General features: G+C 71.0%; 19 protein-coding genes and 1 tRNA gene. 15 read left to right on the top strand and 5 right to left on the bottom strand.

The features are described from left to right. Window positions 1-22 precede the first annotated feature (22 nt). Both lgt and COUCH_RS29350 read left to right on the top strand, forming a co-directional pair. Window positions 23-1,192, top strand: a complete 1,170-nt coding sequence (lgt, locus tag COUCH_RS29355) for a prolipoprotein diacylglyceryl transferase (RefSeq protein WP_249608448.1) — start codon at window positions 23-25, stop codon at window positions 1,190-1,192. 15 nt (window positions 1,193-1,207) lie between these two features. After that, window positions 1,208-2,398, top strand: a complete 1,191-nt coding sequence (locus tag COUCH_RS29350; protein WP_249608447.1) for an FAD-dependent oxidoreductase — start codon at window positions 1,208-1,210, stop codon at window positions 2,396-2,398. 147 nt (window positions 2,399-2,545) lie between these two features. On the opposite strand, the gene COUCH_RS29345 is transcribed toward COUCH_RS29350, so the two are convergent. Beyond that, window positions 2,546-3,427, bottom strand: a complete 882-nt coding sequence (locus COUCH_RS29345) for a GNAT family N-acetyltransferase (protein ID WP_249608446.1) — start codon at window positions 3,425-3,427, stop codon at window positions 2,546-2,548. 149 nt (window positions 3,428-3,576) lie between these two features. On the opposite strand from COUCH_RS29345, the gene gltB reads away from it, so the two are divergent. After that, window positions 3,577-8,130 carry a glutamate synthase large subunit gene (gene gltB / locus COUCH_RS29340; RefSeq protein WP_430640832.1) on the top strand — a complete coding sequence of 1,518 codons (4,554 nt, stop codon included), beginning with the start codon at window positions 3,577-3,579 and terminating at the stop codon, window positions 8,128-8,130. Further along, entirely contained in the window at window positions 8,123-9,601 is a 1,479-nt protein-coding gene (locus tag COUCH_RS29335; protein WP_249608444.1) for a glutamate synthase subunit beta, read from the top strand. Before gltB ends, COUCH_RS29335 begins: the two co-directional genes overlap by 8 nt. A gap of 22 nt (window positions 9,602-9,623) precedes the next feature. On the opposite strand, the gene COUCH_RS29330 is transcribed toward COUCH_RS29335, so the two are convergent. Continuing rightward, complete coding sequence (locus COUCH_RS29330) at window positions 9,624-10,031, bottom strand: NUDIX domain-containing protein (protein ID WP_249608443.1); 408 nt, start codon at window positions 10,029-10,031, stop codon at window positions 9,624-9,626. A gap of 244 nt (window positions 10,032-10,275) precedes the next feature. Between COUCH_RS29330 and pyk the strand changes: the two genes are divergently transcribed. Both pyk and COUCH_RS29320 read left to right on the top strand, forming a co-directional pair. Further along, the gene (pyk, locus tag COUCH_RS29325; protein ID WP_249608442.1) at window positions 10,276-11,712 is read left to right on the top strand and encodes a pyruvate kinase; all 1,437 of its coding nucleotides are present in this window, start codon (window positions 10,276-10,278) and stop codon (window positions 11,710-11,712) included. Beyond that, window positions 11,709-12,587: an acyl-CoA thioesterase gene (locus tag COUCH_RS29320; protein ID WP_249608441.1), complete on the top strand. Its 879-nt coding sequence runs from the start codon at window positions 11,709-11,711 to the stop codon at window positions 12,585-12,587. Before pyk ends, COUCH_RS29320 begins: the two co-directional genes overlap by 4 nt. A 512-nt stretch (window positions 12,588-13,099) precedes the next feature. On the opposite strand, the gene COUCH_RS29315 is transcribed toward COUCH_RS29320, so the two are convergent. The 3 genes from COUCH_RS29315 to COUCH_RS29305 form a co-directional block, all read right to left on the bottom strand. Then, on the bottom strand, window positions 13,100-14,536 hold the full coding sequence (locus tag COUCH_RS29315; RefSeq protein WP_249608440.1) for an HdeD family acid-resistance protein: 1,437 nt from the start codon (window positions 14,534-14,536) through the stop codon (window positions 13,100-13,102). A 127-nt stretch (window positions 14,537-14,663) separates the two neighbouring features. Next, window positions 14,664-15,191, bottom strand: a complete 528-nt coding sequence (locus COUCH_RS29310) for a hypothetical protein (RefSeq protein WP_249608439.1) — start codon at window positions 15,189-15,191, stop codon at window positions 14,664-14,666. A 257-nt stretch (window positions 15,192-15,448) separates the two neighbouring features. Continuing rightward, window positions 15,449-15,522, bottom strand: a tRNA-Leu gene (locus tag COUCH_RS29305). Window positions 15,523-15,656: 134 nt separating this feature from the next. On the opposite strand from COUCH_RS29305, the gene COUCH_RS29300 reads away from it, so the two are divergent. The 9 genes from COUCH_RS29300 (at window position 15,657) to COUCH_RS29260 (ending at window position 24,182) form a co-directional block, all read left to right on the top strand. Next, window positions 15,657-16,274 carry an ANTAR domain-containing response regulator gene (locus COUCH_RS29300; RefSeq protein WP_249608438.1) on the top strand — a complete coding sequence of 206 codons (618 nt, stop codon included), beginning with the start codon at window positions 15,657-15,659 and terminating at the stop codon, window positions 16,272-16,274. Between the two features lie 237 nt (window positions 16,275-16,511). Continuing rightward, on the top strand, window positions 16,512-17,675 hold the full coding sequence (locus COUCH_RS29295) for a branched-chain amino acid ABC transporter substrate-binding protein (RefSeq protein ID WP_249608437.1): 1,164 nt from the start codon (window positions 16,512-16,514) through the stop codon (window positions 17,673-17,675). Between the two features lie 79 nt (window positions 17,676-17,754). Further along, window positions 17,755-18,705 (top strand): branched-chain amino acid ABC transporter permease, encoded by a 951-nt coding sequence (locus COUCH_RS29290; RefSeq protein ID WP_249608436.1) that lies wholly within the window; start codon window positions 17,755-17,757, stop codon window positions 18,703-18,705. After that, window positions 18,702-19,850, top strand: coding sequence for a branched-chain amino acid ABC transporter permease (locus COUCH_RS29285; RefSeq protein WP_249608435.1), 1,149 nt, complete (start codon window positions 18,702-18,704; stop codon window positions 19,848-19,850). The genes COUCH_RS29290 and COUCH_RS29285 overlap by 4 nt, the downstream gene beginning before the upstream one ends. Window positions 19,851-19,942: 92 nt before the next feature. Next, window positions 19,943-20,749, top strand: a complete 807-nt coding sequence (locus COUCH_RS29280) for an ABC transporter ATP-binding protein (protein WP_430641006.1) — start codon at window positions 19,943-19,945, stop codon at window positions 20,747-20,749. Then, window positions 20,739-21,449 (top strand): ABC transporter ATP-binding protein, encoded by a 711-nt coding sequence (locus tag COUCH_RS29275; protein ID WP_249608433.1) that lies wholly within the window; start codon window positions 20,739-20,741, stop codon window positions 21,447-21,449. The genes COUCH_RS29280 and COUCH_RS29275 overlap by 11 nt, the downstream gene beginning before the upstream one ends. 30 nt (window positions 21,450-21,479) lie before the next feature. Next, window positions 21,480-22,388: an ABC transporter substrate-binding protein gene (locus tag COUCH_RS29270; RefSeq protein WP_249608432.1), complete on the top strand. Its 909-nt coding sequence runs from the start codon at window positions 21,480-21,482 to the stop codon at window positions 22,386-22,388. A gap of 7 nt (window positions 22,389-22,395) precedes the next feature. Continuing rightward, window positions 22,396-23,421, top strand: a complete 1,026-nt coding sequence (locus tag COUCH_RS29265) for an amino acid ABC transporter permease (RefSeq protein WP_249608431.1) — start codon at window positions 22,396-22,398, stop codon at window positions 23,419-23,421. Then, window positions 23,418-24,182 (top strand): amino acid ABC transporter ATP-binding protein, encoded by a 765-nt coding sequence (locus tag COUCH_RS29260; RefSeq protein ID WP_275979999.1) that lies wholly within the window; start codon window positions 23,418-23,420, stop codon window positions 24,180-24,182. Before COUCH_RS29265 ends, COUCH_RS29260 begins: the two co-directional genes overlap by 4 nt. Window positions 24,183-24,228: the final 46 nt, after the last annotated feature.

Raw genomic sequence — 24,228 nt, 5'->3', positions numbered from 1 at the left:
CAATCGGCGGTAGGGTGCGCGCGTGAAGCTCGCCGCTATCCCCAGCCCCGCTACGTCGGTCTGGCACGTCCTCGGCCTTCCCATCCGGGCGTACGCGCTCTGCATCGTCGCGGGCATCGTCGTCGCCGTGCTCGTCATGGAACATCGCCTGCGCCGCCGCGGCGTGGCGCCGTGGGCCTCGCTGGACATGGCCGTGTGGGCGGTGCCGTTCGGCATCGTCGGGGCGCGGATCTACCACGTGATCACGTCCCCGGCGGAGTACTTCGGCGACGGCGGCCACCCGATCCGGGTCTTCCAGATCTGGGAGGGCGGCCTGGGCATCTGGGGCGCGGTCGCCGGCGGCGCGCTCGGCGCCTGGTTCGCGGCCCGCCAGCTCGGCCTGCCACTCGCGGTGTTCGCCGACGCGCTCGCCCCGGGCCTGCCGCTGGCGCAGGCGGTCGGCCGGCTGGGCAACTGGTTCAACAACGAGCTGTACGGCAGCGTCACGACCCTGCCGTGGGGCCTGCGGGTGCACGACATGGACCGCGCCAACCCGGGCCACGCGACGGTCATCGACGGCAAGCCGGTCACCCTGCCGGACCTCTACCACCCCACCTTCCTGTACGAGGCGGTCTGGGACGTCGGCGTGGCGGTGCTGGTGTACCTGCTCGACCGCCGGTTCAAGTTCGGCCGCGGGCGCGCGTTCGCCCTGTACGTGATGGCGTACACGTTGGGCCGTTGCTGGATCGAGATGCTGCGCATCGACGACGCGAACCACTTCTTCGGCATCCGCCTCAACGTCTTCACCTCCGTCGTGGTGTTCCTGCTGGCGCTCGCCTACTTCCTGGTGGTCCGCGGCCCCCGGGAGTACGTGGTGCCGATCGACGCGCCGGAGACCGCGCCGGAGCCGGAGCCGGCGAGCGACGTGGACCAGGTCGACGTCGGCGCCTCCGCCACGGGCGCCGCCCGGCCGCCGAGGGCCTACCAAGTGGTCAGCGAGGAGCGGTTCCGGGCGTACGAGCGCACCGGCATTCTTCCGCCCGCCGGCGCCGAGACCGAGCCGGCCGCCGCGACCGGGCCCGCAGCCGAGGCCGGGCCCGTTGCTGAGACCAAGACCGAGGCGTCGACCGCTGACGACGCGCGGCCCGCGGCTTCCACGTCCGAGGGCGACGACGCGCGGCCGGCGGCTCCCGCGTCCGCCGACGAGCGCTAGAGGCCGGGGCGCGACGTGCGCACGGCCGTGGTGGTGGGCGCGGGCATGGCGGGACTCGCCGCCGCCGGCGCCCTCGCCCGCGACGGCTGGCGGGTGACGCTGCTGGAACGCGGCGAACGGGTCGCCGCGCCGCCCACCGCCCTGGTGCTGTGGCCCAACGGCCGCCGAGCGCTGGAGTCCCTCGACCCCGACGGCGGGTGGTGCGGTATCGCCGCGCCGCTGCCCGACGGCGGGGTACGCCGCCCCGACGGCCAGTGGCTCGTCGCGCCGCACACCCGCCCCGGCGCGGGGCACGCCCCCGCGGTCGTGCACCTGGAGGACCTGTACGACGCGCTGGTCGCGGGGCTCGGCGACGGCGTGGAGATCCGTACCGGCGTGCAGGTCAGCACCGTGCGGGCCCGGCGCGCCGCCCGGCCCGCGGTCGGCGACGGCCGCGTGGTGTTCGAGGCGGACCTGATCGTGGCGGCGGACGGCATCGACAGCCCGGTCCGCCGGGTCCTGGCGCCGGAGGCCGTGGCGGTCGGCTCCGGCTTCGCGGCCTGGCAGGCGGTGGTCCCCGGCTACCGGGCGCCGGCGCTGCCGGAGGATCAGGCCGCCGGGGGAGAGACGCTCGGCGCGGGCTACCGGTTCGTGTCGATGCCGCTGGGCGAACGCGCGGCCGGCCGCGGCGGCGTCTACTGGGTGGCGACGGCAGCCGGCGCCCCGCGGCCCGAGTCGCCGGCGACCCAGCTGAGCCTGCTGCGCCGGTGGTTCGCCGAGTGGCACGCGCCGGTGGGCGAGCTGCTCGCCGCGACCCGGCCGGAGGACCTGGTGCCGCAGGAGGTGCGCGAGCTGCGGCCGTTGCCGCGGGCGTACGGCTTCCGCTGCGGCTCCGGCGGCGTGGTGCTGCTGGGCGACGCCGCCCACGCGATGCCGCACCACCTGGGTCAGGGGGCGTGCCTGGCGTTCGAGGACGTGGCCACGCTGCGGTCCCTGGTGGCCTCCGTGGAGCCGGGACCCGCGTTGTGCCAGGCGGTGGAGGCGTACGACCGCGCCCGCCGCCCGCGCACGGCCAGCGTGGTCCGGCAGAGCCGGCGCATGTCGGCGGTGGTGCAGGCCCGGGGCCGGCTGGCGTTGCGGGCGCGCGACGCGGCGCTGGGCTCGCTGCGCCCCCGCATCCTCGGCCACGCGCACGGCCTGGCCGCCGACTGGCACCCCCCGGAATAGCGCCCGCCCCCGGCGACGGCCGGCGGCCGCGGTCGAGCAGGGCGACGCGACCGCCCGGGCCGCCGGGACCGGGCAACCGGCCGGCGACATCCCCGGCCGGTCCGCGACTTGCCCGGACAGGCCGCGACACGCCCGGGCGCGAGAGGGTCAGAGCGGCGCGACCGCCGGCTGGCCGATGCAGGCCGTGCCGACGCGGCGGAAGCCCACCTTCGAGTACAGCCGCGCCACGTCGTCGTCGCCCGCGGACAGGAACACCAGGTTGTCGCCCTCCTCCAGGGCGCGCCGCGCCAGGCTGGCGGTGAGCTGCGACGCGTACCCGCGGCGCCGGGCCGACGGCAGCGTGGCCACCCCGGCGACCTCGGCGATCCCGCCGACGCGCTGCACCGAGCCGCAGGCGAGGACCCCGTCGGCGGGCGAGTCGACGACGGCGCTGATGAAGCGGCCGGAGGCGTGCCGGCGGACCTGGTCGGCGATGACCTCGGGGTCCGGCGGCGGCACCGCGTCGCGCTGCGCCGGACCGGCCGGTTCGACGATGAGCGCGCCGGCCTGGGCGGTGGCCGGTCCGGCGCCGGTCGCGGACGCCGGCGCGCCGAAGCCGAGCCGGCCGACGGCCCGGCTCGCGGCGATGTCGGCCGCGAAGCCCGGGGACGCCGGGTCCAGGAAGCGGATGGCCGCTCCCGGGATGGGCAGATCGGGTACGAGCGCCGCCCGGTCCAGCACCATCAGCGGCGCGAGCAGCACGTCCAGCCCGGCCGAGCGCGCCACGGCGAGCAGGTCCGGCGTGGTCTCGTGCACCCATTCGAACGCTTCCGGGGCGCCCAGCTCTCGTTGCCTGACCCGGACGGCAGTAACATCTGCGGCAGACGGCGTCCCACCCCCGAGGCGGGGCCGGGCGTAGTAGGGCCACCCCGCACCCTCGCGGATGAAGAGTACGAATCCCCCGATGTCCTCGGTGACCGTGGCATCGCGGGGCACGGAATCGTAGAAACGCTCCAGCCGGGTGAAGACGTCGGTATCCTCTAGCGCCACCGCGCGAGACTACCGAACCCGCGTCGACAAAGTGTGATCCATCCGCACCTGGCGGAGATCGGTGACGACTAACGTAGTATCGAGAGACTTTTGCAGGGCCGACGTCGTCCCGACCTTGAACGGAAACACCAGTGACGATCGGAGGCCCGGTGGCTTTTCCGCACCCCCAGGGTTTGTACGACCCGCAGAACGAGCGCGACGCGTGTGGCGTGGCCTTCGTCGCCGATCTGCACGGCCGCCGGTCCCACGATGTGGTAGCCCAGGGTCTGTCCGCGCTGATCCGCCTCGACCACCGTGGCGCCCGCGGCGCCGAGTACAACACCGGCGACGGCGCCGGCATCATGATCCAGGTGCCGGACGCGTTCCTGCGCGAGGTCGTCGACTTCGAACTGCCGGAGCCGGGGGCGTACGCGACCGGCCTGGTGTTCCTGCCGACCGGCGAGTCCGACGCGGCCCGCGCGATCGCGGTCTTCGAGAAGTACGCGCTGGTCGAGGGTGGCGACATCCTCGGCTGGCGGGACGTGCCCGTGGACCCGTCCGGGCTGGGCGAGTCGGCCGAGGCCGCCCGCCCCGCCATCAAGCAGGTCTTCCTGGCCGCGCACCGCCTCACCGGCACGAAGACCGGCAAGGCGGGGGAGCGGCTGTCCGGCATCGAGCTGGACATCGTGGCGTTCTGCATCCGCAAGCAGGCCGAGCGGGAGACGCAGCAGCGCGGCATCGGGGCGTATTTCCCCTCGCTGTCGTCGCGCACGATGACCTACAAGGGCATGCTCACGCCCGACCAGCTGCCGGAGTTCTTCCCCGACCTGACCGACGCGCGCATGGACAGCGCCATCGCGCTGGTGCACTCGCGCTTCTCGACCAACACGTTCCCGTCGTGGCCGCTCGCGCACCCGTACCGGTTCATCGCGCACAACGGCGAGATCAACACGATCCGTGGCAACAAGAACTGGATGGCGGCCCGCGAGGCGCTGCTGGCCTCGCCGGACGTGCCGGGCAACATCAAGCGGCTGTTCCCGATCTGCACGCCGGAGGCCTCGGACTCGGCCAACTTCGACGCCGTGCTGGAGCTGCTGCACCTGGCCGGGCGCAGCCTGCCGCACGCCGTGCTGATGATGATTCCCGAGGCGTGGGAGAACGACCCGGGCATGGACCCGGCCCGGCGTGCCTTCTACCGTTTCCACGCGAGCCTGATGGAGCCGTGGGACGGCCCGGCCAGCGTGGCGTTCACCGACGGCACGATCATCGGCGCGGTCCTGGACCGCAACGGCCTGCGCCCGGGCCGCTGGTGGCACACCAGCGACGGCCTGGTCGTGCTGGGCTCCGAGGCCGGCGTGCTGGACCTCGACCCGGCCACCGTCGTGGCGAAGGGCCGCCTGCAGCCGGGCCGGATGTTCCTGGTCGACACCGCCGCCGGGCGCATCGTGCACGACGACGAGATCAAGGCCGAGCTGGCCGCCGCGGAGCCGTACGACGACTGGTTGCACGCCGGGCTGATCAACCTGTCCGACCTGCCGCCGCGCGAGCACGTCATCTACACCCACGACTCGGTGCTGCGCCGCCAGCAGGTCTTCGGCTACACCGAGGAGGAGCTGAAGATCCTCGTCGCCCCGATGGCCCGGGCCGGCGCGGAGCCGCTGGGCTCGATGGGCACGGACACCCCGATCTCACCGCTGTCCACCCGCCCGCGGCTGCTGTTCGACTACTTCCACCAGCTGTTCGCGCAGGTCACGAACCCGCCGCTGGACGCCATCCGCGAGGAGCTGGTGACCAGCCTGTCGACGACGATCGGCCCGGAGGGCAACCTGCTCGCCCCCGGCCCGGCCAGCTGCCGCCAGGTCGTGCTGCCGTACCCGGTCATCGACAACGACGAGCTGGCCAAGCTGCTCTCCATCGACGAGGACGGCGACCTGCCGGGCTTCAAGGCGGTCCGGGTCTCCGGCCTGTACCCGCTGCGCGACGGTGCCGAGGGCATGAAGGCGCGGCTCACCCAGATCTGCCGGCACGTCTCCGAGGCCATCGAGGACGGCGTCCGCATCCTCGTGCTCAGCGACCGCGACTCCAACGCCGACCTGGCGCCGATCCCGTCGCTGCTGCTCACCGCCGCCGTGCACCAGCACCTCGTGCGCGAGCAGACCCGCACGCAGGTCGCGCTCGTCGTCGAGACCGGCGACTGCCGGGAGGTGCACCACGCGGCCGTGCTGATCGGGTACGGCGCCGCCGCGGTGAACCCGTACCTGGCGTTCGAGAGCGTCGAGGACCTCATCGCCACCGGCCCGCTCGCCGGCATGGAGGCGGGCAAGGCGGTCCGCAACTACGTCAAGGCGCTCGGCAAGGGCGTGCTGAAGATCATGTCCAAGATGGGCATCTCGACCGTGTCGTCGTACTGCGGCGCGCAGGTCTTCGAGGCGGTCGGCCTCGAGGAGGAGCTGCTGCAGCGCTACTTCGCGGGCACCTCGGGGCGGATCGGCGGCTCCGGGCTCAACGAGATCCACGCCGAGGTCGCGGCGCGGCACGCGAAGGCGTACCCGAGCAACCCGGCCGAGCGCAGCCACCGCCGCCTCGAGGTGGGCGGCGAGTACCAGTGGCGCCGCGAGGGCGAGGTCCACCTGTTCAACCCGGAGACCGTCTTCCTGCTGCAGCACGCCACTCGCAGCAAGCAGTACGACGTCTTCCAGCAGTACACGGCCAAGGTCGACGGGCTCGCCGAGGCGGCCGGCTCGCTGCGCGGGCTGTTCCGCTTCAAAGCCGACCGGCAGCCGGTGCCGCTGGAGGAGGTGGAGCCGGCCTCGGAGATCGTCAAGCGGTTCGCCACCGGTGCCATGTCGTACGGCTCCATCTCGGCGGAGTCGCACGAGACCCTCGCCATCGCGATGAACCGCCTCGGCGGCAAGTCCAACACCGGCGAGGGCGGCGAGGACGTCGAGCGCCTCTACGACCCGGCCCGGCGCTCCAGCGTCAAGCAGATCGCCTCCGGCCGCTTCGGCGTGACCACGGAATACCTGGTCAACGCCGACGACCTGCAGATCAAGATGGCGCAGGGCGCGAAGCCGGGCGAGGGCGGGCAGCTGCCGGGCAACAAGGTGTGGCCGTGGATCGCCAAGACCCGGCACGCCACCCCCGGCGTGGGGCTGATCTCCCCGCCGCCGCACCACGACATCTACTCGATCGAGGACCTGGCCCAGCTGGTCCACGACCTCAAGATGGTGAACCCGGCTTCGCGCGTACACGTGAAGCTGGTCTCCGAGATCGGGGTCGGCACCGTCGCGGCGGGCGTGGCCAAGCTCAAGGCCGACGTGATCCTGATCTCCGGCCACGACGGCGGTACGGGCGCCAGCCCGCTGAACTCCCTCAAGCACGCCGGCTCCCCGTGGGAGCTCGGCCTGGCCGAGGCCCAGCAGACGCTGCTGCTCAACAAGCTGCGCGACCGGGTCACCGTGCAGGTCGACGGCCAGCTCAAGACCGGCCGTGACGTGATCATCGCGGCGCTGCTGGGCGCCGAGGAGTTCGGTTTCGCCACCGCGCCGCTGATCGTGTCGGGCTGCATCATGATGCGCGTCTGCCACCTGGACACCTGCCCGGTCGGCATCGCCACGCAGAACCCGGTGCTGCGCGAGCGGTTCACCGGCAAGCCGGAGTTCGTCGAGAACTTCTTCCTGTTCCTCGCCGAGGAGGTCCGCGGCTACCTCGCCGAGCTGGGCTTCCGCAGCATCGACGAGGCGATCGGGCACGCCGAGGTGCTCGACGTGGCGCCCGCGGTGCACCACTGGAAGGCACACGGCCTCGACCTCAGCCCCGTCCTGTACGTCCCCGAGCTCCCCGACGGCGCGGCCCGCCGCGGCGTCGTCGCCCAGGACCACGAGCTGGAGAAGGCGCTGGACAACGAGCTCATCGCGCTCGCCCAGCCGGCCCTCACCGACGGCCGCGAGGTCCGCGCCGAGCTCGCCGTGCGCAACGACCACCGCAGCGTGGGCGCGATGCTCGGCGGCGAGGTCGCCCGGCGGTACGGCGGCAACGGCCTGCCCGACGACACGATCTCCTTCACCCTGCGCGGCACCGGCGGGCAGTCGTTCGGCGCGTTCCTGCCGCGCGGCGTCACGCTCCGGCTCATCGGCGACACCAACGACTACGTCGCCAAGGGCCTGTCCGGCGGCCGGGTCAGCGTGCGACCGGCCGACGAGGCGCCGTTCGTGGCGGAGGAGAACATCATCGCCGGCAACACCATCCTGTACGGCGCCACCGGCGGCGAGGTGTTTCTCCGCGGCCGCGCGGGCGAGCGCTTCGCCGTGCGCAACTCCGGCGCGTCCGCGGTCGTCGAGGGCGTGGGGGACCACGGCTGCGAGTACATGACCGGCGGTGTCGTGGTGGTCCTCGGCTCGATCGGGCGCAACTTCGCCGCGGGCATGAGCGGCGGCAAGGCGTTCGTGCTGGGACTCGACCAGACGCTGGTCAACCCGGAGCTGGTCGACCTGGCGCCGCTGACGGCCGACGAGCAGGAGACGCTGCACGAGCTGCTCGTCAAGCACCACGCCGAGACCGGGTCCGCGGTGGCGGAGCGGCTGCTCAAGGACTGGCCCGGTGCGGCGGCGGAGTTCACCGCCGTGGTGCCGCGCGACTACAAGCGAGTGATGGAACTGATCAAGACCGCCGAAGCTGCCGGTCGGAACGTCGACGAGGCGGTTATGGGGGTCACCCGTGCCTGATCCGAACGGTTTCCTGCGCTACGAGCGGCAGCTGCCCAAGCGCCGCCCGGTGCCCGTACGCATCCGGGACTGGCGGGAGGTCTACCCGCCGGCCGGTGACGAGCTGATCCGTGACCAGGCCACGCGCTGCATGGACTGCGGCATCCCGTTCTGTCACGAGGGTTGCCCGCTCGGCAACCGGATCCCGGACTGGAACGACCTGGTCCGCACCAACGCGTGGGCCGCGGCGGCGGAGAGCCTGCACGCCACGAACAACTTCCCGGAGTTCACCGGCCGGCTCTGCCCCGCGCCCTGCGAGGCGGCCTGCGTCCTCGGCATCGCCGACGACCCGGTCACCATCAAGCAGGTCGAGGTGGAGATCGCCAACCACGCCTTCGACCTCGGGTACGTGCAGCCGCAGCGTCCCGCGACCCTGTCGGGCAAGTCGGTGGCCGTGGTCGGCTCCGGCCCGGCCGGGCTCGCGGCGGCGCAGCAGCTGGCCCGCGCCGGTCACGCGGTGACGGTGTTCGAGCGCGACGACCGCATCGGCGGCCTGCTGCGCTACGGCATCCCGGACTTCAAGCTGGAGAAGGAACGCATCGACGCCCGCCTCGCCCAGATGGAGGCCGAGGGCGTCGTGTTCCAGACCGGCGTCAACGTGGGCGTCGACGTGACCGCCGACGACCTGCGCGAACGCTTCGACGCCGTGCTGCTCACCTGCGGGGCCCTGGCCGGCCGCGACACCCACGAGACGCCGGGCCGTCAGCTGCGCGGCGTACACCTGGCCATGGAGCACCTGGTCCCGGCCAACCGGGTCGTCGCCGGCCTGCAGGACTCCACCCCGATCGACGCCAAGGACAAGCACGTCGTCATCATCGGCGGCGGCGACACCGGCGCGGACTGCCTCGGCGTGGCGCACCGCCAGGGCGCGGCCAACGTCATTCAGCTCGACCAGTACCCGCTGCCCCCCGACACCCGCGCGGCCGAGCAGCACCCCTGGCCGACCTGGCCGGTCATCCTGCGCAACTACCCCGCGCACGAGGAGGGCGGCGAGCGCGTCTTCGGCGTCGCGGTGCAGGAGTTCGTCGACGACGGCGAGGGCAACGTCAAGGCCATCCGCATCGTCGACGTCGCCGTCGAACGGATCAACGGCCGCCGCACGGTCACCGTCGCCCCCGGCTCGAAGCGCGACCTCCCGGCCGACCTGGTCCTTCTGGCGATCGGCTTCGAGGGTACGGAGCAGCAGCCGCTGCTGGAGCAGTTCGGCGTCACCCGCAACCCCCGCGGAGCCGTCGACGCCCGCCCCGACTGGCAGACGGAGGCGGACGGCGTCTTCGTCGCGGGCGACATGCACCGCGGCGCCTCCCTGATCGTCTGGGCGATCGCCGAGGGCCGCGCGGCCGCGGCGGCGATCCACAGCTACCTGGGCGGCGACGGCGACCTGCCGGCCCCGGTACGCCCGTCCTCCCAGCCGCTCGCGGCGACCCGCTGACCCACCGGCCCGGCATCCGTCGTCACGGGTGCCGGGCCTTCTTCGCGGCCTCGGACAGCGGCTCGGGGAGGGCGTCCGCGTCGAACCACCCGATCTGCGTGCACTTGCCGGGCTCCCGGATCTCCGGCTCCCCGCCGACGTGGCGCGCCTCGAACGACACCGACACCCAGTGCTGCCCCTCCTCGGGGAGCAGATGGTCGGCCACCCCGAGCAGCCCGGTGACCTCCACCTCCATGCCGTACTCCTCGCGGAACTCCCGCCGTACGGTCTGCTCCAGGGTCTCCCCGAAATCCACCGTGCCGCCGGGGAATTCCCAGCAGCCCGCCTCGTTGCGGGCCGCCGGCCCGCGACGGGCCAGGAACACCCGCCCGTCCGCACCGCGGACCACCGCTCCCACACCGACACCGAGGTAGTCGCGTCCCGGCAGCATCGCGCTCACCCCTTTCGGACGGGGCACTGCGGCGGTCCCCGCCAAATGCTCGATCGCGGACCGATAAGCTGAAGCCGTATCGCGGTCGCCGACGCCCGCATCCCGCAACTCACCGGACGCAGGTGCATCCGATGCGGCTGCGCCGCCGGTGCACCGTCGCCGGCCGTGCGGAGCGTCGCCACCCGCAGTTCATCCCCATGACGGGGGTCGGCCAGCGGGCCGATCCGAAAGAGAGACTAGCCTGATGGCTGTGACACGCCGCGCAAAGATCGTCTGCACCATGGGTCCTGCCACCGCCTCCCCCGAGCGCATGCTCGGCCTGGTCGAGGCCGGGATGGACGTGGCACGAATGAACTTCAGCCACGGCAGCCACGACGATCACCAGCAGATCTACGAGATGGTCCGCGCCGCCGCGAAGCAGACCGGCCGCGCCGTCGCTGTCCTCGCCGACCTGCAGGGCCCGAAGATCCGCCTGGGCCGGTTCGCCAACGGCCCGCACGTGTGGAGCACCGGCGACGTCGTGACCATCACCAGCGACGACATCCTCGGCACCCCGGACCGGGTCTCCTGCACCTACAAGAAGCTCCCGAACGAGGTCAAGGTCGGCGACCGGCTGCTCATCGACGACGGCAAGGTCGCCGTCGAGGTCTCCGCGGTCGAGGGCAACGACATCCGCTGCCTCGTCACCGAGGGCGGCCCGGTCTCCAACAACAAGGGCGTGTCGCTGCCCAACGTGGCGGTCAGCGTCCCGGCGATGAGCGAGAAGGACGAGGAGGACCTGCGTTTCGCGCTCAGCCTCGGCGTCGACCTGGTTGCGCTGTCGTTCGTCCGCTCGCCCGACGACATCAAGCTCGTCCACCAGATCATGGCCGAGGAGGGCCGGACCGTACCGGTCATCGCCAAGGTCGAGAAGCCCGAGGCCGTCGACCACCTCGAGGCGATCGTGCTGGCGTTCGACGGCGTCATGGTGGCCCGCGGCGACCTCGGTGTCGAGCTCCCGCTCGACCAGGTGCCGCTGGTGCAGAAGCGCGCCGTCCAGCTGTGCCGGGAGAACGCGAAGCCGGTCATCGTCGCCACCCAGATGCTCGACTCGATGATCGAGAATTCCCGCCCGACCCGCGCCGAGGCCTCCGACGTCGCCAACGCGGTCCTCGACGGCACCGACGCCGTGATGCTCTCCGGCGAGACCTCCGTCGGCAAGTACCCGGTGCTCACCGTCAGCACCATGGCGAAGATCGTCACGACCACCGAGCAGGGCGCGTTCGGCGTCCCGGTGCTGCAGCACGACCCGCGTACGCACGGCGGCGCGCTCACCGTCGCCGCGTCCCGCATCGCCCGCAACATCGGCGCCAAGGCCCTGGTCGCGTTCTCCCAGACCGGCGACACCGTGCGCCGGCTCTCCCGGCTGCACTGCGAGCTGCCGCTGCTCGCCTTCACGCCGGTGCCCGCGGTCCGCGACCAGCTCGCGCTCTCCTGGGGCGTCGAGACGTTCCTGACGGACTTCGTCGAGCACACCGACGACATGTTCCGCCAGGTCGACCAGGCCATGCTCGGCCTCGGCCTGGCCAAGCCCGGCGAGTACGTCGTCGTCGTGGCCGGCAGCCCGCCGAACGCCCCCGGCTCCACCAACACCCTGCGGGTCCACCAGCTCGGCTCGCTCGTCGACCCGAGCACCGTGTGAACGGACCGCTGCGGGGACAGGCCGCCGTCGACCAGCTGCTCGAGGTCCTCGACCTCAAGCAGCTGGACGCCGACCGGTTCCAGGGCGAGAGCCCGCAGGTCGGCGCCCAGCGCGTCTTCGGCGGCCAGGTCGCCGGCCAGGCCCTGGTCGCCGCCGGGCGCACGGTCGAGCCGGCGCGCTTCGTGCACTCGCTGCACGGCTACTTCGTCCGCCCCGGCGACCCCACGGTCCCGATCGACTTCACCGTCGAGACGATCCGCGACGGCCGCTCGTTCTCCGTACGCCGCTCCACCGCCCAGCAGCACGGCAAGACCATCTTCTTCATGTCGGCGTCGTTCCAGGTCGTCGAGCACGGCCTCGACCACCACACGCCGCCCCCGGAGGGCGTCCAGGGCCCGGACGAGACCCCCACGATGCGCGACTGGCTCGCCCGCTACCCGCAACGCCAGGCCGCCTTCGACTCCGCGCCGCAGGCCATCGACGTCCGCTACGTCAACACGCCCGGCTGGGTCCCCCCGGGCGACCGCGACGCCACCGACCACCAGCGCGTCTGGATGCGCATCAACGGCGAACTCCCGGACGACCCGCTGATCCACGCCTGCGCCCTCACGTACGCCTCGGACCTGTCCCTGCTCGACTCGGTCCTCTCGGTCCACGGCGAGGTCTGGGGCCCGGGCGGCGTGATCGGCGCCAGCCTCGACCACGCCCTCTGGTTCCACCGCCCGTTCCGCGCGGACGAATGGTTCCTGTACGACTGCACCAGCCCCTCGGCCAGCGGCAGCCGAGGCCTGGCCAGCGGCCGCATGTTCACGCGGGAAGGCGTCCACATCGCGAGCGCGGTCCAGGAGGGCCTCCTGCGCCGAGTCGGCGCCTGACCGCCCGGCCCCGCCCCGCCGAACCCACCACCCCGGCGCTGCCGGCCTCGTTCCGGCGCGGTCGGCCTATGCCTTCGCGCTTGACTTTGGTCCCCCGCTTGGTCTTGTCACCGCGCTTGGTCTTGTCCCTGCGCTTGGCCTGTTCCTGCGCTTGGGCTGTTCCTGCGCTTGGCCTGTTCCTGCGCTTGGCCTGTTCCTGCGCTTGGCCTGTTCCTGCGCTTGGCCTGTTCCTGCGCTTGGCTTTGTTCCCGCGCTTGGCCTTGTTCCCGCGTTCGGCGTTCCGGGCCCTCGGCTTCGACCGTTACTCCGGCGGCGTCTTCCCCGCGGCCCGGAGCCCCGCGTGCCCGCGCCTTGCCAACCCCCGGCCCGGCGGCGCCTCGCCGGGCGGGACCTCCGGCCCGGCGGCGCCCCGCCGGGCGAGACCTCCGGCCCGGCGGCGCCCCGCCGGGCGGGACCCCCGGCCCGGCGACTGGCCGTCGTACTGGGTCCCGCACCGGCAGGGCAGGGGAGGATCAGTCCACCAGCCCGCGGGAGCTCGGCGTGTCCTCAACCGCGGGTGCCGGCTGCGAGCCGGCCCTCTCCGCCGGCTCGTGCCCCGCGGGCCGCACGACCTCCGCACGCCCCACGGCGTGAGCGGCGTCACCGACCACGGCGCGGTCGTCGCCGTGCCCGCCGGCCGCGGGTTCCTCGGCACCCTCGGCGGTGTCCGGCACCTCGACCTGCTCGGCCTCGGCCGCCGCCTTCGCCGCCCCCGGCACAGCGGCCCCGGTGACCCCGGCCAGCGCGAGCATCGCGTCCAGGTCGGCGGTCGTCCTCAGGACCTCGTCATGAAAACTCGCGGCCCGCGCTGCCGCCCCGGCCTGCCCGGCATCGAGGCCCCTAGGCGCCGTCCCACCGGCTCCGCCGAAGTCCGCCCCACCGCCGAGCGCCGCCTCATGCCCGAGCCCCGCAGTCCCAGCGCCGAACCCCGCCGCCCCGCCGCCGAACACTGTCCCGCCACCGAACGCGACCCCGCCGTCGCCAAGCGCCGCAGCCCCGCCGCCGGGCGCCGCACCGCCAGGTCCCGCCGCACCGCCAAGTCCCGCCGCACCGCCAAGTCCCGCCGCACCGCCAAGTCCGCCCGCGCCCCCAAGTCGGCCCGCGTCCCCGAGCCCCGGCGTACCCCCGAGCGCCGTCCCGTGCCCGTGCCCGGGCGCGGCCGGCCCGCCATCCGCCGCATCGCCGCGCGCCACCGGCCGCGGCGTCGACAGGTCCGACATCCCGGCCGCCGAACCGCGCACCGCCGCCCGGTGCCGCGCCCGCGCGCTCCGGCTCGGCGCGGTCTCGAAGTCCGTCATCCCCGCCGAGTAGCCGGCCACCCCGATCGCCCGTTCCGCGGACAACTCCAGCAACCGTTCACCTCGCGACACCGCGGAAGCGTCACGCAGCCGCAACGATGCCACCAGATCGGCGACACCACGCAACAGGGCCGCCCCCGCCAAGATCAGAACGATCACTTCCGGCGTACGCGCAAAGGAGCTGGCAGCGAAGAACCCCAGCCCGAGCTCCGCCACCCCGACGACCGTGAGCAGCCCCCAGATCCGGTCGGTCTCCCGCGTCATCATCGAGATCGCAAGGTCCGCGGCGCCGCGGACCATCAGGTACCACCCGATCAACGCGGCCGGCGTGGTCCAGGACCCGCCCCCGTCGACCATGAGCAGCACCCCGGTGGCGGCGAACAGTACGGCCATGCCCGCGTTCAGCCACCACGTCCGCGTCCCGGCGAACGCCCGCACCGCCTCGGTCGCCGCGGCGAACAGCACAACCGGACCGGCCACGTCCGCGATGCCGGCGGGCTCGATCCGCAACACGCTCCACGCGATCGCCAGCCACGCCACACCCGCGAGCAGAAGGAACGCCCACATCGCGTCACGCACGACGGTCAGGGGCGACGAGCCGGACCACAACATGAAGCCTCCTGGCAGTGCTGGTACTGCCATGACAACACCGCCGCGACAGGCAAACCGGTCTTTCACGGAAAAACGCCAGCCCTGCCATGCCCGATCCAAGGCCGCCGATGAACGGTACGGTCACACCTCAGAACTTCGCCCCCATGACCCCGTCCAGCACCACCACCCCCTCCCGCCGCGCGACGGACAGTTGTATCGGGCTGCACATCCGCCACCGGACGCCCACACGGTCGAGGGCTTCCTGACACAGGCCCATGATGTCGGCCGACTTGTTGGTGAACATGTATCGCGGATAGGCATATACCTTTCCGGCCACGCGCACTTTGTTCTCGGTCCGGCACCCGTCCGAATGGAACAGGCCGCGCAGAAACTGTCCGGGGAATGCGTCCACGACGGCTCTCTGCCATGCGCTGAGGGTGATCGGTCTGTCGTGTTTCTTGCCGGTCCCGTGCTGTGGCAGCCGGCAGGGCCAGTGCATCCAGCTCGAGCGGACGGCGTCGCCGTCCTCGCGGCGCTGGTGCCCGACGCGGCGGGCGCCGCAGGCCAGCACGGCCGCCTCTATCTCGGCGACGACTCCGGGGTAGCGCAAGTCGCACGCCACGGCCAGCAACGGCACACGCCGGGTGAGCAGGAGGTGGCCGTCGCCCAGATACATCCCCAGGAGGTGGGCGTACCGCGCCGGATCGTCCACCGCGCGCGCCGGTCCGGTGCAGAAGGGGCATCGCAGGTCCGGCTCGGAACGGGCCCTGTCGCGCGCCCGGGTACAGCCGCCCGGCGACCGTGTCGCGGGACACGCCAAGATCCGCGCAGATGGCTGCGAACGGCACACCGGCGGACCTGAGATCGATCGCCCGTTGCCGTACGTGGGGTGGGTGCACCGGGCCATCATCGATGCGGGGTACGACACTTCGGTGTCCCCGGTGGGATTCGAACCCACACTGAATGGATTTTGAGTCCATCGACTCTGCCGATTGGTCTACGGGGACGAGCCGCGCCCGGTTCGCACCCGGGTTGGCCACGGCGATACGAGCAGGACACACACTACCCACTACGCTGTCAGGGGTGACACCCAGATACCCGGGTGTCGCGACTTCGGGCGAGCGTTGGGGGTAGTGGTTCCGTGGCCGACACGCAGGCGAGTGCCGAGCGCAGGCGGGTGTTGATCGCTGAGGACGAGGCTCTCATCCGGCTCGACCTGGCCGAGATGCTGGTGGAGGAGGGCTACGACGTCGTCGGGGAGGCCGGCGACGGCGAGACCGCCGTACGGCTGGCCGAGGATCTCTCCCCGGACCTCGTGATCCTGGACATCAAGATGCCCATCATGGACGGGCTCGCCGCCGCCGAGCGGATCGCCGGCGGGCGCATCGCCCCCGTCGTCATCCTGACCGCTTTCAGCCAGCGGGATCTGGTCGAGCGGGCGCGTGCCGCCGGGGCGATGGCCTATCTGGTGAAGCCGTTCCAGAAGTCGGATCTCGTGCCGGCCATCGAGATCGCGCTCTCCCGGTATTCGGAGATCGCCGCGCTGGAGTCGGAGGTTGCGGGTCTCACCGACCGGTTGGAGACGCGCAAGTCGGTGGAGCGCGCCAAGGGTGAGCTCATGACGAAATACTCGATGACCGAGCCGCAGGCGTTCAAATGGATCCAGCGCACGGCGATGGATCACCGGATGACGATGCGTGAGGTCGCGGACCGCATCCTCGCCGAGGGTGAGGAGGCTCCGGGCACCGCCGCTTCGTGACGGAGGGGGCCGGCGAGCACCGCCCACCGACATCCGGGAACTGCCTGTTTATTACACCTTCCCTGCCCGAGGATCACCGCACGTAACGGTTCGGTGAATGCCCGTGTGAACACTTACCTGTTCCCTGGCCTGTGGGATAACGTCCCGCCCCATGACGGGCGCGGTGGGGTCGTGGTGCGCAAGTGCCAATCGACCTGCGGTGGCTCGGTGGGTTCGGTATGGAGGAGGGTTCCAACCTTGAGGCAGGTTCTCGCACGAGCCATCGGTGGGCTGGCCGTGATCGGCCTCGTCGCCGGTGCCGCTGCCTGCAACAGCAGCAGCAGCTCTGACGACTCGGCCAGTGGTAACTGCGGCTACAAGCTCGCGTTCTTCGGCGCCCTGACGGGTTCCGCGGCGAACCTCGGTGTCAACATCGAGCAGGGCTTCGAGCTCGCGATCAAGCAGTACAACACCAAGAAGGGCTCCGAGTGCATCACGGTGGCCAAGTTCGACTCGCAGGGCGAGCCGGCCGTCGCACCGGGTGTTGCTCGTAACCTCGTCGCGGACAAGAAGATCCTCGGCATCGTCGGCCCGCCGTTCTCCGGTGAGTCCGAGGCCGCGGACCCCATTTTCGAAGAGGCCGGCATCCCGACGATCACCCCGTCCGCGACGCGCGTCTCGCTGTCGGCGAACGGCTGGAAGACCTTCCACCGGGCGGTCGCGAACGACGACGCCCAGGGTCCGGCCGCGGCCAACTACATCAAGGACGTCCTGAAGGCGCAGAAGGTCTTCGTGGCGGACGACCAGTCCGCGTACGGCGCCGGCCTGGCCGACGTGGTGAAGAAGACGCTGGGCAGCACCGTCGTCGCGACGGACAAGACCGAGGCCGACGGCAAGCAGACCGACTTCTCGGCGGTCGTGCAGAAGGTCGTGTCCTCGGGCGCGACGGCGATGTTCTACGGCGGCTACTACCAGAACGGTGGCCTCATCCGTAAGCAGCTGACCGCTGCCAACTGGAAGGGCGTGCTGGTCGGCGGCGACGGCATGAAGGACCCCGGCCTGGCCAAGGCGGCGGGCAACAACGCGGCGACCGGCACGGTCGTCACCTGCCCGTGCTCCCCGCCGGAGAAGGCGGGCGGCACGTTCGTCGCGGACTACAAGAAGCAGTGGAACGTCGACGCCGGTACGTACAGCGACGTGGCGTTCGACGCCGCGAACGTCTTCCTGGCCGGTATCGACGCCGGGAACACCACCACCGAGAAGATGAACACCTACCTCTCGACGGTCAACTACACCGGTATCGCGAACACCTACAAGTGGACCGCCACGGGCGAGCTGGACCCCAACTCGATCAAGGTGTGGGCGTTCAAGTTCGACGCGAGCGGCAACACCGTCGCGGACCAAGAGGTCAAGACCTCCTGATTCTGCTGTAAGTCGCTGTAGGGCCGGTGCGGCCGGATGATCTCCGGCCGCACCGACCTCTTCGTTTCAGGAGCCCCTTGTGAACTTCTCCGGTCTGATTCAGGACTTCGGACCGCTCACGATCACGGGACTTGCCCAGGGCGCGATCATCGCGTTGTTCGCCCTGGGATACACCCTGGTCTACGGCGTGCTTCGCCTGATCAACTTCGCCCACTCCGAGGTCTTCCTGCTCGGTTCCTACGCGTGTCTGATCGTGTGGGGATTTTTCGGGCTGGACCAGAACTCGGCCACCCCCAACGTGTACGCGGTCCTCGGCTACCTGCTGCTGGGCCTGATCGCCGCGATCATCATCTCCGGTGTGACCGCGCTCGGCGTCGAGCTCGTGGCCTACCGGCCGCTGCGTCGCCGTAACGCACCGCCGCTCGCGTTCCTGATCACCGCGATCGGCGCCTCCCTGTTCATCTCGGAGACCGTCGGCGTGGTCACCCAGCGCAACATCACCGGTGTGCCACCGCTGATCCGGCCGACCGACGTCGTCGTGATCGGCAACATGCACGTGACGAATCTGCAGATTCTGATCATCGTGCTGGCGCTCGTGGCGATGTTCGTGCTCGACCGCTTCATCAACCGTTCCCGTCTCGGCCGCGGCATCCGCGCCGTGGCGCAGAACCCGGACAGCGCGGCGCTGATGGGCGTCAACAAGAGCCGCGTCATCGCGCTCGTGTTCCTCCTCGGCGGCCTGATGGCCGGTATCGCCGCGGTCATGTACGACCTGAAGATCGGCGTGACCCGGTTCGACGCCGGCTTCCTGCTGGGGATCGAGGCGTTCACCGCCGCCGTGCTCGGCGGCATCGGCAACCTGCGCGGCGCCCTGCTGGGTGGCCTGCTGCTGGGCGTCCTGCAGAACTACGCGGCCGGGCTGTTCGGCACGCAGTGGCTGCACGCCGCGTCGTTCGTCCTGCTGGTATTGATCCTGCTGGTCCGTCCCACGGGCCTGCTGGGTGAGAGTCTGGGGAGGGCCCGCGCATGACGACGACCGAAACTCCGCCGACCGGCGCGGTGCCGGCCGCGGAGACCAAGAACTGGCGTACGTCGGGCGGCGTGCGCGGCTGGTTCGGCCGTCAGCACTGGGCGGTCCGTACGGTCCTCGCCCTGGTGTTCGCCGCGATCGCGTACCTGCTGCCGTACGTGGCCGACGTGCCCGTGATCGGCCCGCAGATCATCACCGAGGGCATCGACTGGCCCAGCGCACTGTTCAACATGTCGTACTACGTGCTGCTGGCGCTGGGCCTGAACGTGGTGGTCGGGTTCGCCGGCCTGCTCGACCTCGGGTACGTGGGCTTCTTCGCGGTGGGCGCGTACACGGTGGCGATGCTGACCTCGCCGGACAGCGTCCTGCACACCAAGTGGCCGTGGCTCGCGGCCATTCCGGTCGCGCTGGCGATCACCATGCTCTCCGGGCTGATCCTGGGCTGGCCGACGCTGCGGCTGCGCGGCGACTACCTGGCGATCGTGACGCTGGGCTTCGCCGAGATCATCCGCATCTTCGCGACGAGTTCGGAGACGCTGCGGGGTGACCGGGGCTTCTCGGACATCCCGCACCCGCCGGGCTCGTACGCCGACGGCAAGCCGATCTTCGGGGTGGCGGACGCCACGCCGTACTACTGGCTCGGCCTGACGGTGATCATCCTGGTGATCTTCGGCGTGCGGAACCTCGACCGCAGCCGGGTCGGCCGCTCGTGGCTCGCGATCCGCGAGGACGAGGAGGCCGCGGAGATCATGGGAGTGCGCACGATCAAGTACAAGCTGTGGGCGTTTGCGATCGGCGCGTTCATCGGTGGTCTGGGCGGCGTCATGTTCGCCGGTCAGCAGGGCTTCATGAACTCGCAGACGTTCATCCTGCAGTTCTCGATCCTGGTGCTCTCCGGCGTCGTCATGGGTGGTTCGGGCAACATCTTCGGTGCCATCCTGGGCGGTGCGCTGATCTCGTACATCCCGGACCGGTTGCGTGGCATCCAGGACCCGATCTTCCACACGGACCTGTTCGGGTTCCGCTTCGCGATCTTCGGTCTCGTGATCATCGCGATCATGATCTTCCGGCCGCAGGGCCTGATCCCGAGCCGCCGCCGCGCGATGGAGCTCAAGGACCGCGAGAAGGAGGTGGCTCCGCAGTGAGCGAGCCACACATGGAGACGCCGCAGGAGCTGGACGCGGCGAACGCCCGTCCGGTCGACCGGGCGGTTCCGACCGGGACCGTCGGCAAGTCGGTGGGCGAGCCGGAGCTCTCCGGCGGCCGATCGGGTGACGTGCTGCTGGAGGTGGACCACGTCACGCTGCGCTTCGGCGGCGTGGTCGCGCTCAACGACGTCAGCTTCTCGCTGCGCAAGGGTGAGATCTTCGGCCTCATCGGCCCGAACGGCGCGGGCAAGACGACCTGCTTCAACGCCATGACCGGCGTCTACCGGCCGACCAGCGGCGGCATCCGCTTCCAGGGCGAGTCGATCGTCGGCCGCAAGAAGCACGAGATCACCCGCGGCGGCATCGCCCGTACGTTCCAGAACGTGCGGCTCTTCCCCGAGATGACCGCGCTGGAGAACGTCATGGTGGGCGCGGACGCGCACCACAAGACCAGCGTGATCGGCGCGTTGTTCCGGCTTCCCCGGCACTGGCACGAGGAGAAGGCGGGCCGGGAGAAGAGCCTGGAGCTCTTGCGCTTCGTGGGCATCGAGCGCCGGGCGGGGGAGGTCTCCCGCAACCTCTCGTACGGCGAGCAGCGCCGGCTGGAGATCGCGCGGGCCCTGGCGACCAACCCGACGCTGCTGTGCCTGGACGAGCCGGCGGCCGGGTTCACGCCCGCGGAGAAGGTCGAGCTGCTCGATCTGATCCGCAAGATCCGTGACACCGGGGTGACCGTGCTGCTCATCGAGCACGACATGCGCCTGGTCATGGGCGTCACCGACCGGATCGTGGTGCTGGAGTTCGGCAAGAAGATCGCCGAGGGTACGCCCGCCGAGGTGCGGGACGACCCGAAGGTGATCGCGGCGTACCTGGGGGTCCCGACCGATGCTGCTTGAGTTGCAGGACGTGACGCTGCTGTACGGCCGCATCCAGGCCCTGCACGGCATCAGCATGACCGTCGGCGAGGGCGAGATCGTGGCCCTGATCGGCGCCAACGGCGCCGGCAAGACGACGACGATGCGGGCGATCTCGGGGCTGCGCCCGGTGGCGCAGGGCTCCATCCGGTTCAACGGCGAGGACATCACCAAGATGCGCGCGGACCTGCGCGTCGTCCGGGGGGTCTCGCAGTCGCCGGAGGGCCGCGGCATCTTCCCCGGCATGACCGTGCGCGAGAACCTGGAGATGGGCGCGTACACGCGCCGGAACCGGGCCGAGATCAAGGAGGACATGGACCGGGCCTTCAGCCTGTTCCCCCGGCTCAAAGAGCGGGAGAAGCAGGTCGGCGGCACGATGTCCGGCGGTGAGCAGCAGATGCTGGCGGTCGGCCGGGCACTGATGAGCCGGCCGAAGCTGCTGCTGCTCGACGAGCCGTCGATGGGTCTCGCGCCCATGCTGATCCAGCAGATCTTCGACATCATCGTCGAGATCAATCAGCAGGGCACGACCGTCCTGCTGGTGGAGCAGAACGCCCAGCAGGCCCTGTCGCGCGCACACCGCGCGTACGTGCTGGAGACCGGCCGGATCGTCAAGTCCGGCACCGGCTCCGAGCTGCTGCACGATTCCTCGGTGAAGGACGCCTACCTGGGTGTCGCCTGACCGACCCCCCGCAATAAGGAGTAACTGACGATGTTCCGCATCTCATCTGGCCGCCGGGCGATCCTCGGCCTGGCCGTTGCGGCCGCGATGACCGTGTCGCTGGCCGCCTGCGGCGAGGAGTCCGGCGATGACACCGGCTCGAGCGCCCCGGTCCCGTCGGCCTCGGCCGACACCTCCCTGGCGGACAAGGTCCCGGCCGCGATCAAGTCGGCCGGCAAGCTCGTCATCGGTACGGACTCCTCGTACGCGCCGAGCGAGTTCCTGGACGCCGACGGCAAGACGGTCAAGGGCTTCGACGTCGACCTGTTCAACGCGGTCGCGCAGAAGCTGGGCCTGAAGACCGAGTGGCAGTCGGCGACGTTCGACAGCATCATCCCGGGCGTGAGCTCGGGCAAGTACACGGTCGGCGTCTCCTCGTTCACGGTGAACCCCGACCGGTTGAAGGAGGCCACGATGGTCTCCTACTTCTCCGCGGGCACCCAGTGGGCGGCCAAGGCCGGCGGCACGATCAACGCCGACGACGCCTGCGGCAAGAAGATCGCCGTGCAGACCGCGACGGTGCAGGTCGACGACATCAAGGCGCGCTCGAAGAAGTGCACCGACGCCGGCAAGCCGAAGATCACGATCGACCAGTACCAGGCCCAGAGCGACGCCACCAACGCCGTCGTGACCGGCAAGGACGACGCGATGCTGGCGGACTCGCCGGTGTGCGCGTACGCGGTCAAGCAGACCAACGGCCAGCTGGCCCTGGTAGGCGACATCTACGATTCGGCCCCGTACGGCTACGTGCTGCCCAAGGCGCAGGCGGACTTCGGTGCGGCGATCGAGGGCGCGCTGAAGGCGCTGATCGCGGACGGCACGTACAAGACGATCCTCAGCAAGTGGGGCGTCGAGGCCGGCGCGATCAGCGACCCGGCCGTCAACCCGCAGGTCTCCTGACCCGCGCATGAGCGACCAGAACACCCCCGGACGGGCACGGCCTGAAGCGATCAAGGCCGTGCCCGTGCGGCACCCCGGGCGATGGCTGGCCATCGCGGTGCTCGCGGTGCTCACCGCGATGTTCGTGCACATGCTCGTCACGAACGACCAGTTCCGCTGGTCGTTCATCTTCTCCTCGTACGAGCCCGGCAAGCGCGGCGTCATGTTCACCGAGCCGGTGCTCGAGGGCCTGCGCGGCACGATCCTGCTCACCATCACGTCGATGCTCATCGGCGTCGTGCTGGGCGTGGTCATCGCGATCATGCGGCTGTCGGACAACCCCATCCTCAGCTGGGTGGCGTGGCTCTACACCTGGTTCTTCCGGGCGGTGCCGCGGCTCGTGCTCGCGATCCTCTTCGGCAACCTGAACATCCTGTGGGACCGGATCGGCTTCGGTCTGCCGTTCGACCAGCAGATCGGCAAGCTGTTCGGCATCGACGACCTGAACGCGCAGTTCTACAGCGTGAAGGCCAGCGATCTGCTCGCCGGGTTCGTCGCGGGCATGCTCGCGCTGGGGCTGTCGGAGGCCGCGTACATGGCGGAGATCGTCCGCGCCGGCATCCAGTCGATCGACCCCGGCCAGTCCGAGGCGGCGGTGGCGCTGGGCCTGTCCCGTGGCCAGGTGCTGCGCCGGGTCGTGCTGCCGCAAGCCATGCGCGTGATCGTCCCGCCGACCGGCAACGAGGTCATCGCCATGGTCAAGGACACCTCGCTGGTGGCCTTCGTACCCGTGACCTATGAATTGTTCTTCCAGCTCAACGCCATCAAGGCCCGGACGTTCGTGGTCCTGCCCGTGCTCGTGGCGGCGGTGATCTGGTATCTGATCATCTGCAGCGTCCTGATGGTCGCCCAGTTCTTCGTCGAGCGACACTTCAGCAAGGGTTACGGCGCCGCCGGCCGGGCCCGGCAGAAGCTGCAGGGCATCGCCGCGGAGCAGGGCGGGGTGGCGCCCTATCCGGGGCCCACGTCGGGGCCGGGAGGAGCGGGAACATGACCGACGAGATGGTGCGCGCGGAGGCCGTGCACAAGTCGTTCGGCTCGCTGGAGGTCCTCAAGGGCGTCGACTTGGTCGTGCGGCCGGGGGAGGTGTCGTGCGTCCTGGGCCCGTCAGGCTCGGGCAAGTCGACGTTCCTGCGCTGCATCAACCACCTGGAGAAGATCAACGCCGGCCGGATCTTCGTCGACGGGGACCTCATCGGCTACCGCGAGCGCGGCGGCAAGCTGCACGAGCTCAAGGAGAAGGAGGTCGCCGCGCAGCGCCGGTCCATCGGCATGGTCTTCCAGCGGTTCAACCTCTTCCCGCACATGACGGTCCTGCAGAACGTCATGGAGGCCCCCTGCCGGGTCAAGAAGGAGAGCAAGGCAGACGTACGCGACAGAGCGGCCGCCCTGCTCGACCGGGTGGGTCTCGGCGACAAGGTGGAGAACTATCCCGGCCAGCTGTCCGGTGGCCAGCAGCAGCGCGTGGCCATCGCCCGGGCCCTGGCCATGCGGCCGAAGCTGATGCTCTTCGACGAGCCGACCAGCGCGCTGGACCCGGAGCTGGTGGGCGAGGTGCTCGACGTCATGAAGGGCCTCGCGCGCGACGGCATGACGATGATCGTCGTCACCCACGAGATCGGCTTCGCCCGCGAGGTGGGCGACTCGCTGATCTTCATGGACGGCGGCGTGGTCGTCGAGCAGGGCCCACCTCGTGAGGTCCTGAGCAATCCGCAGCAGGAACGAACCAAGGCATTCCTGAGCAAGGTGCTGTAAAGCAGGCGGGGTGGTCCGCGGAGTTGTCGTACCCCGGGACTAGAGT

The sequence above is a fragment of the Couchioplanes caeruleus genome (assembly GCF_023499255.1).
GTDB lineage: Bacteria > Actinomycetota > Actinomycetes > Mycobacteriales > Micromonosporaceae > Actinoplanes > Actinoplanes caeruleus_A.
The sequence above is the reverse complement of the archived record's forward strand: the minus strand, read 5'-3'. Positions and strand labels throughout refer to the sequence as shown.

Bases quoted from the DNA above. Each gene is read 5' to 3' on its own strand.
- pyk (WP_249608442.1), top strand. From the start codon at position 10,276: ATGGCTGTGACACGCCGCGCAAAGATCGTCTGCACCATGGGTCCTGCC.
- COUCH_RS29265 (WP_249608431.1), top strand. From the start codon at position 22,396: ATGAGCGACCAGAACACCCCCGGACGGGCACGGCCTGAAGCGATCAAG.
- COUCH_RS29330 (WP_249608443.1), bottom strand. From the start codon at position 10,031: ATGCTGCCGGGACGCGACTACCTCGGTGTCGGTGTGGGAGCGGTGGTC.
- COUCH_RS29270 (WP_249608432.1), top strand. From the start codon at position 21,480: ATGTTCCGCATCTCATCTGGCCGCCGGGCGATCCTCGGCCTGGCCGTT.
- COUCH_RS29310 (WP_249608439.1), bottom strand. From the start codon at position 15,191: ATGTATCTGGGCGACGGCCACCTCCTGCTCACCCGGCGTGTGCCGTTG.
- COUCH_RS29315 (WP_249608440.1), bottom strand. From the start codon at position 14,536: ATGTTGTGGTCCGGCTCGTCGCCCCTGACCGTCGTGCGTGACGCGATG.
- COUCH_RS29275 (WP_249608433.1), top strand. From the start codon at position 20,739: ATGCTGCTTGAGTTGCAGGACGTGACGCTGCTGTACGGCCGCATCCAG.
- COUCH_RS29285 (WP_249608435.1), top strand. From the start codon at position 18,702: ATGACGACGACCGAAACTCCGCCGACCGGCGCGGTGCCGGCCGCGGAG.
- COUCH_RS29260 (WP_275979999.1), top strand. From the start codon at position 23,418: ATGACCGACGAGATGGTGCGCGCGGAGGCCGTGCACAAGTCGTTCGGC.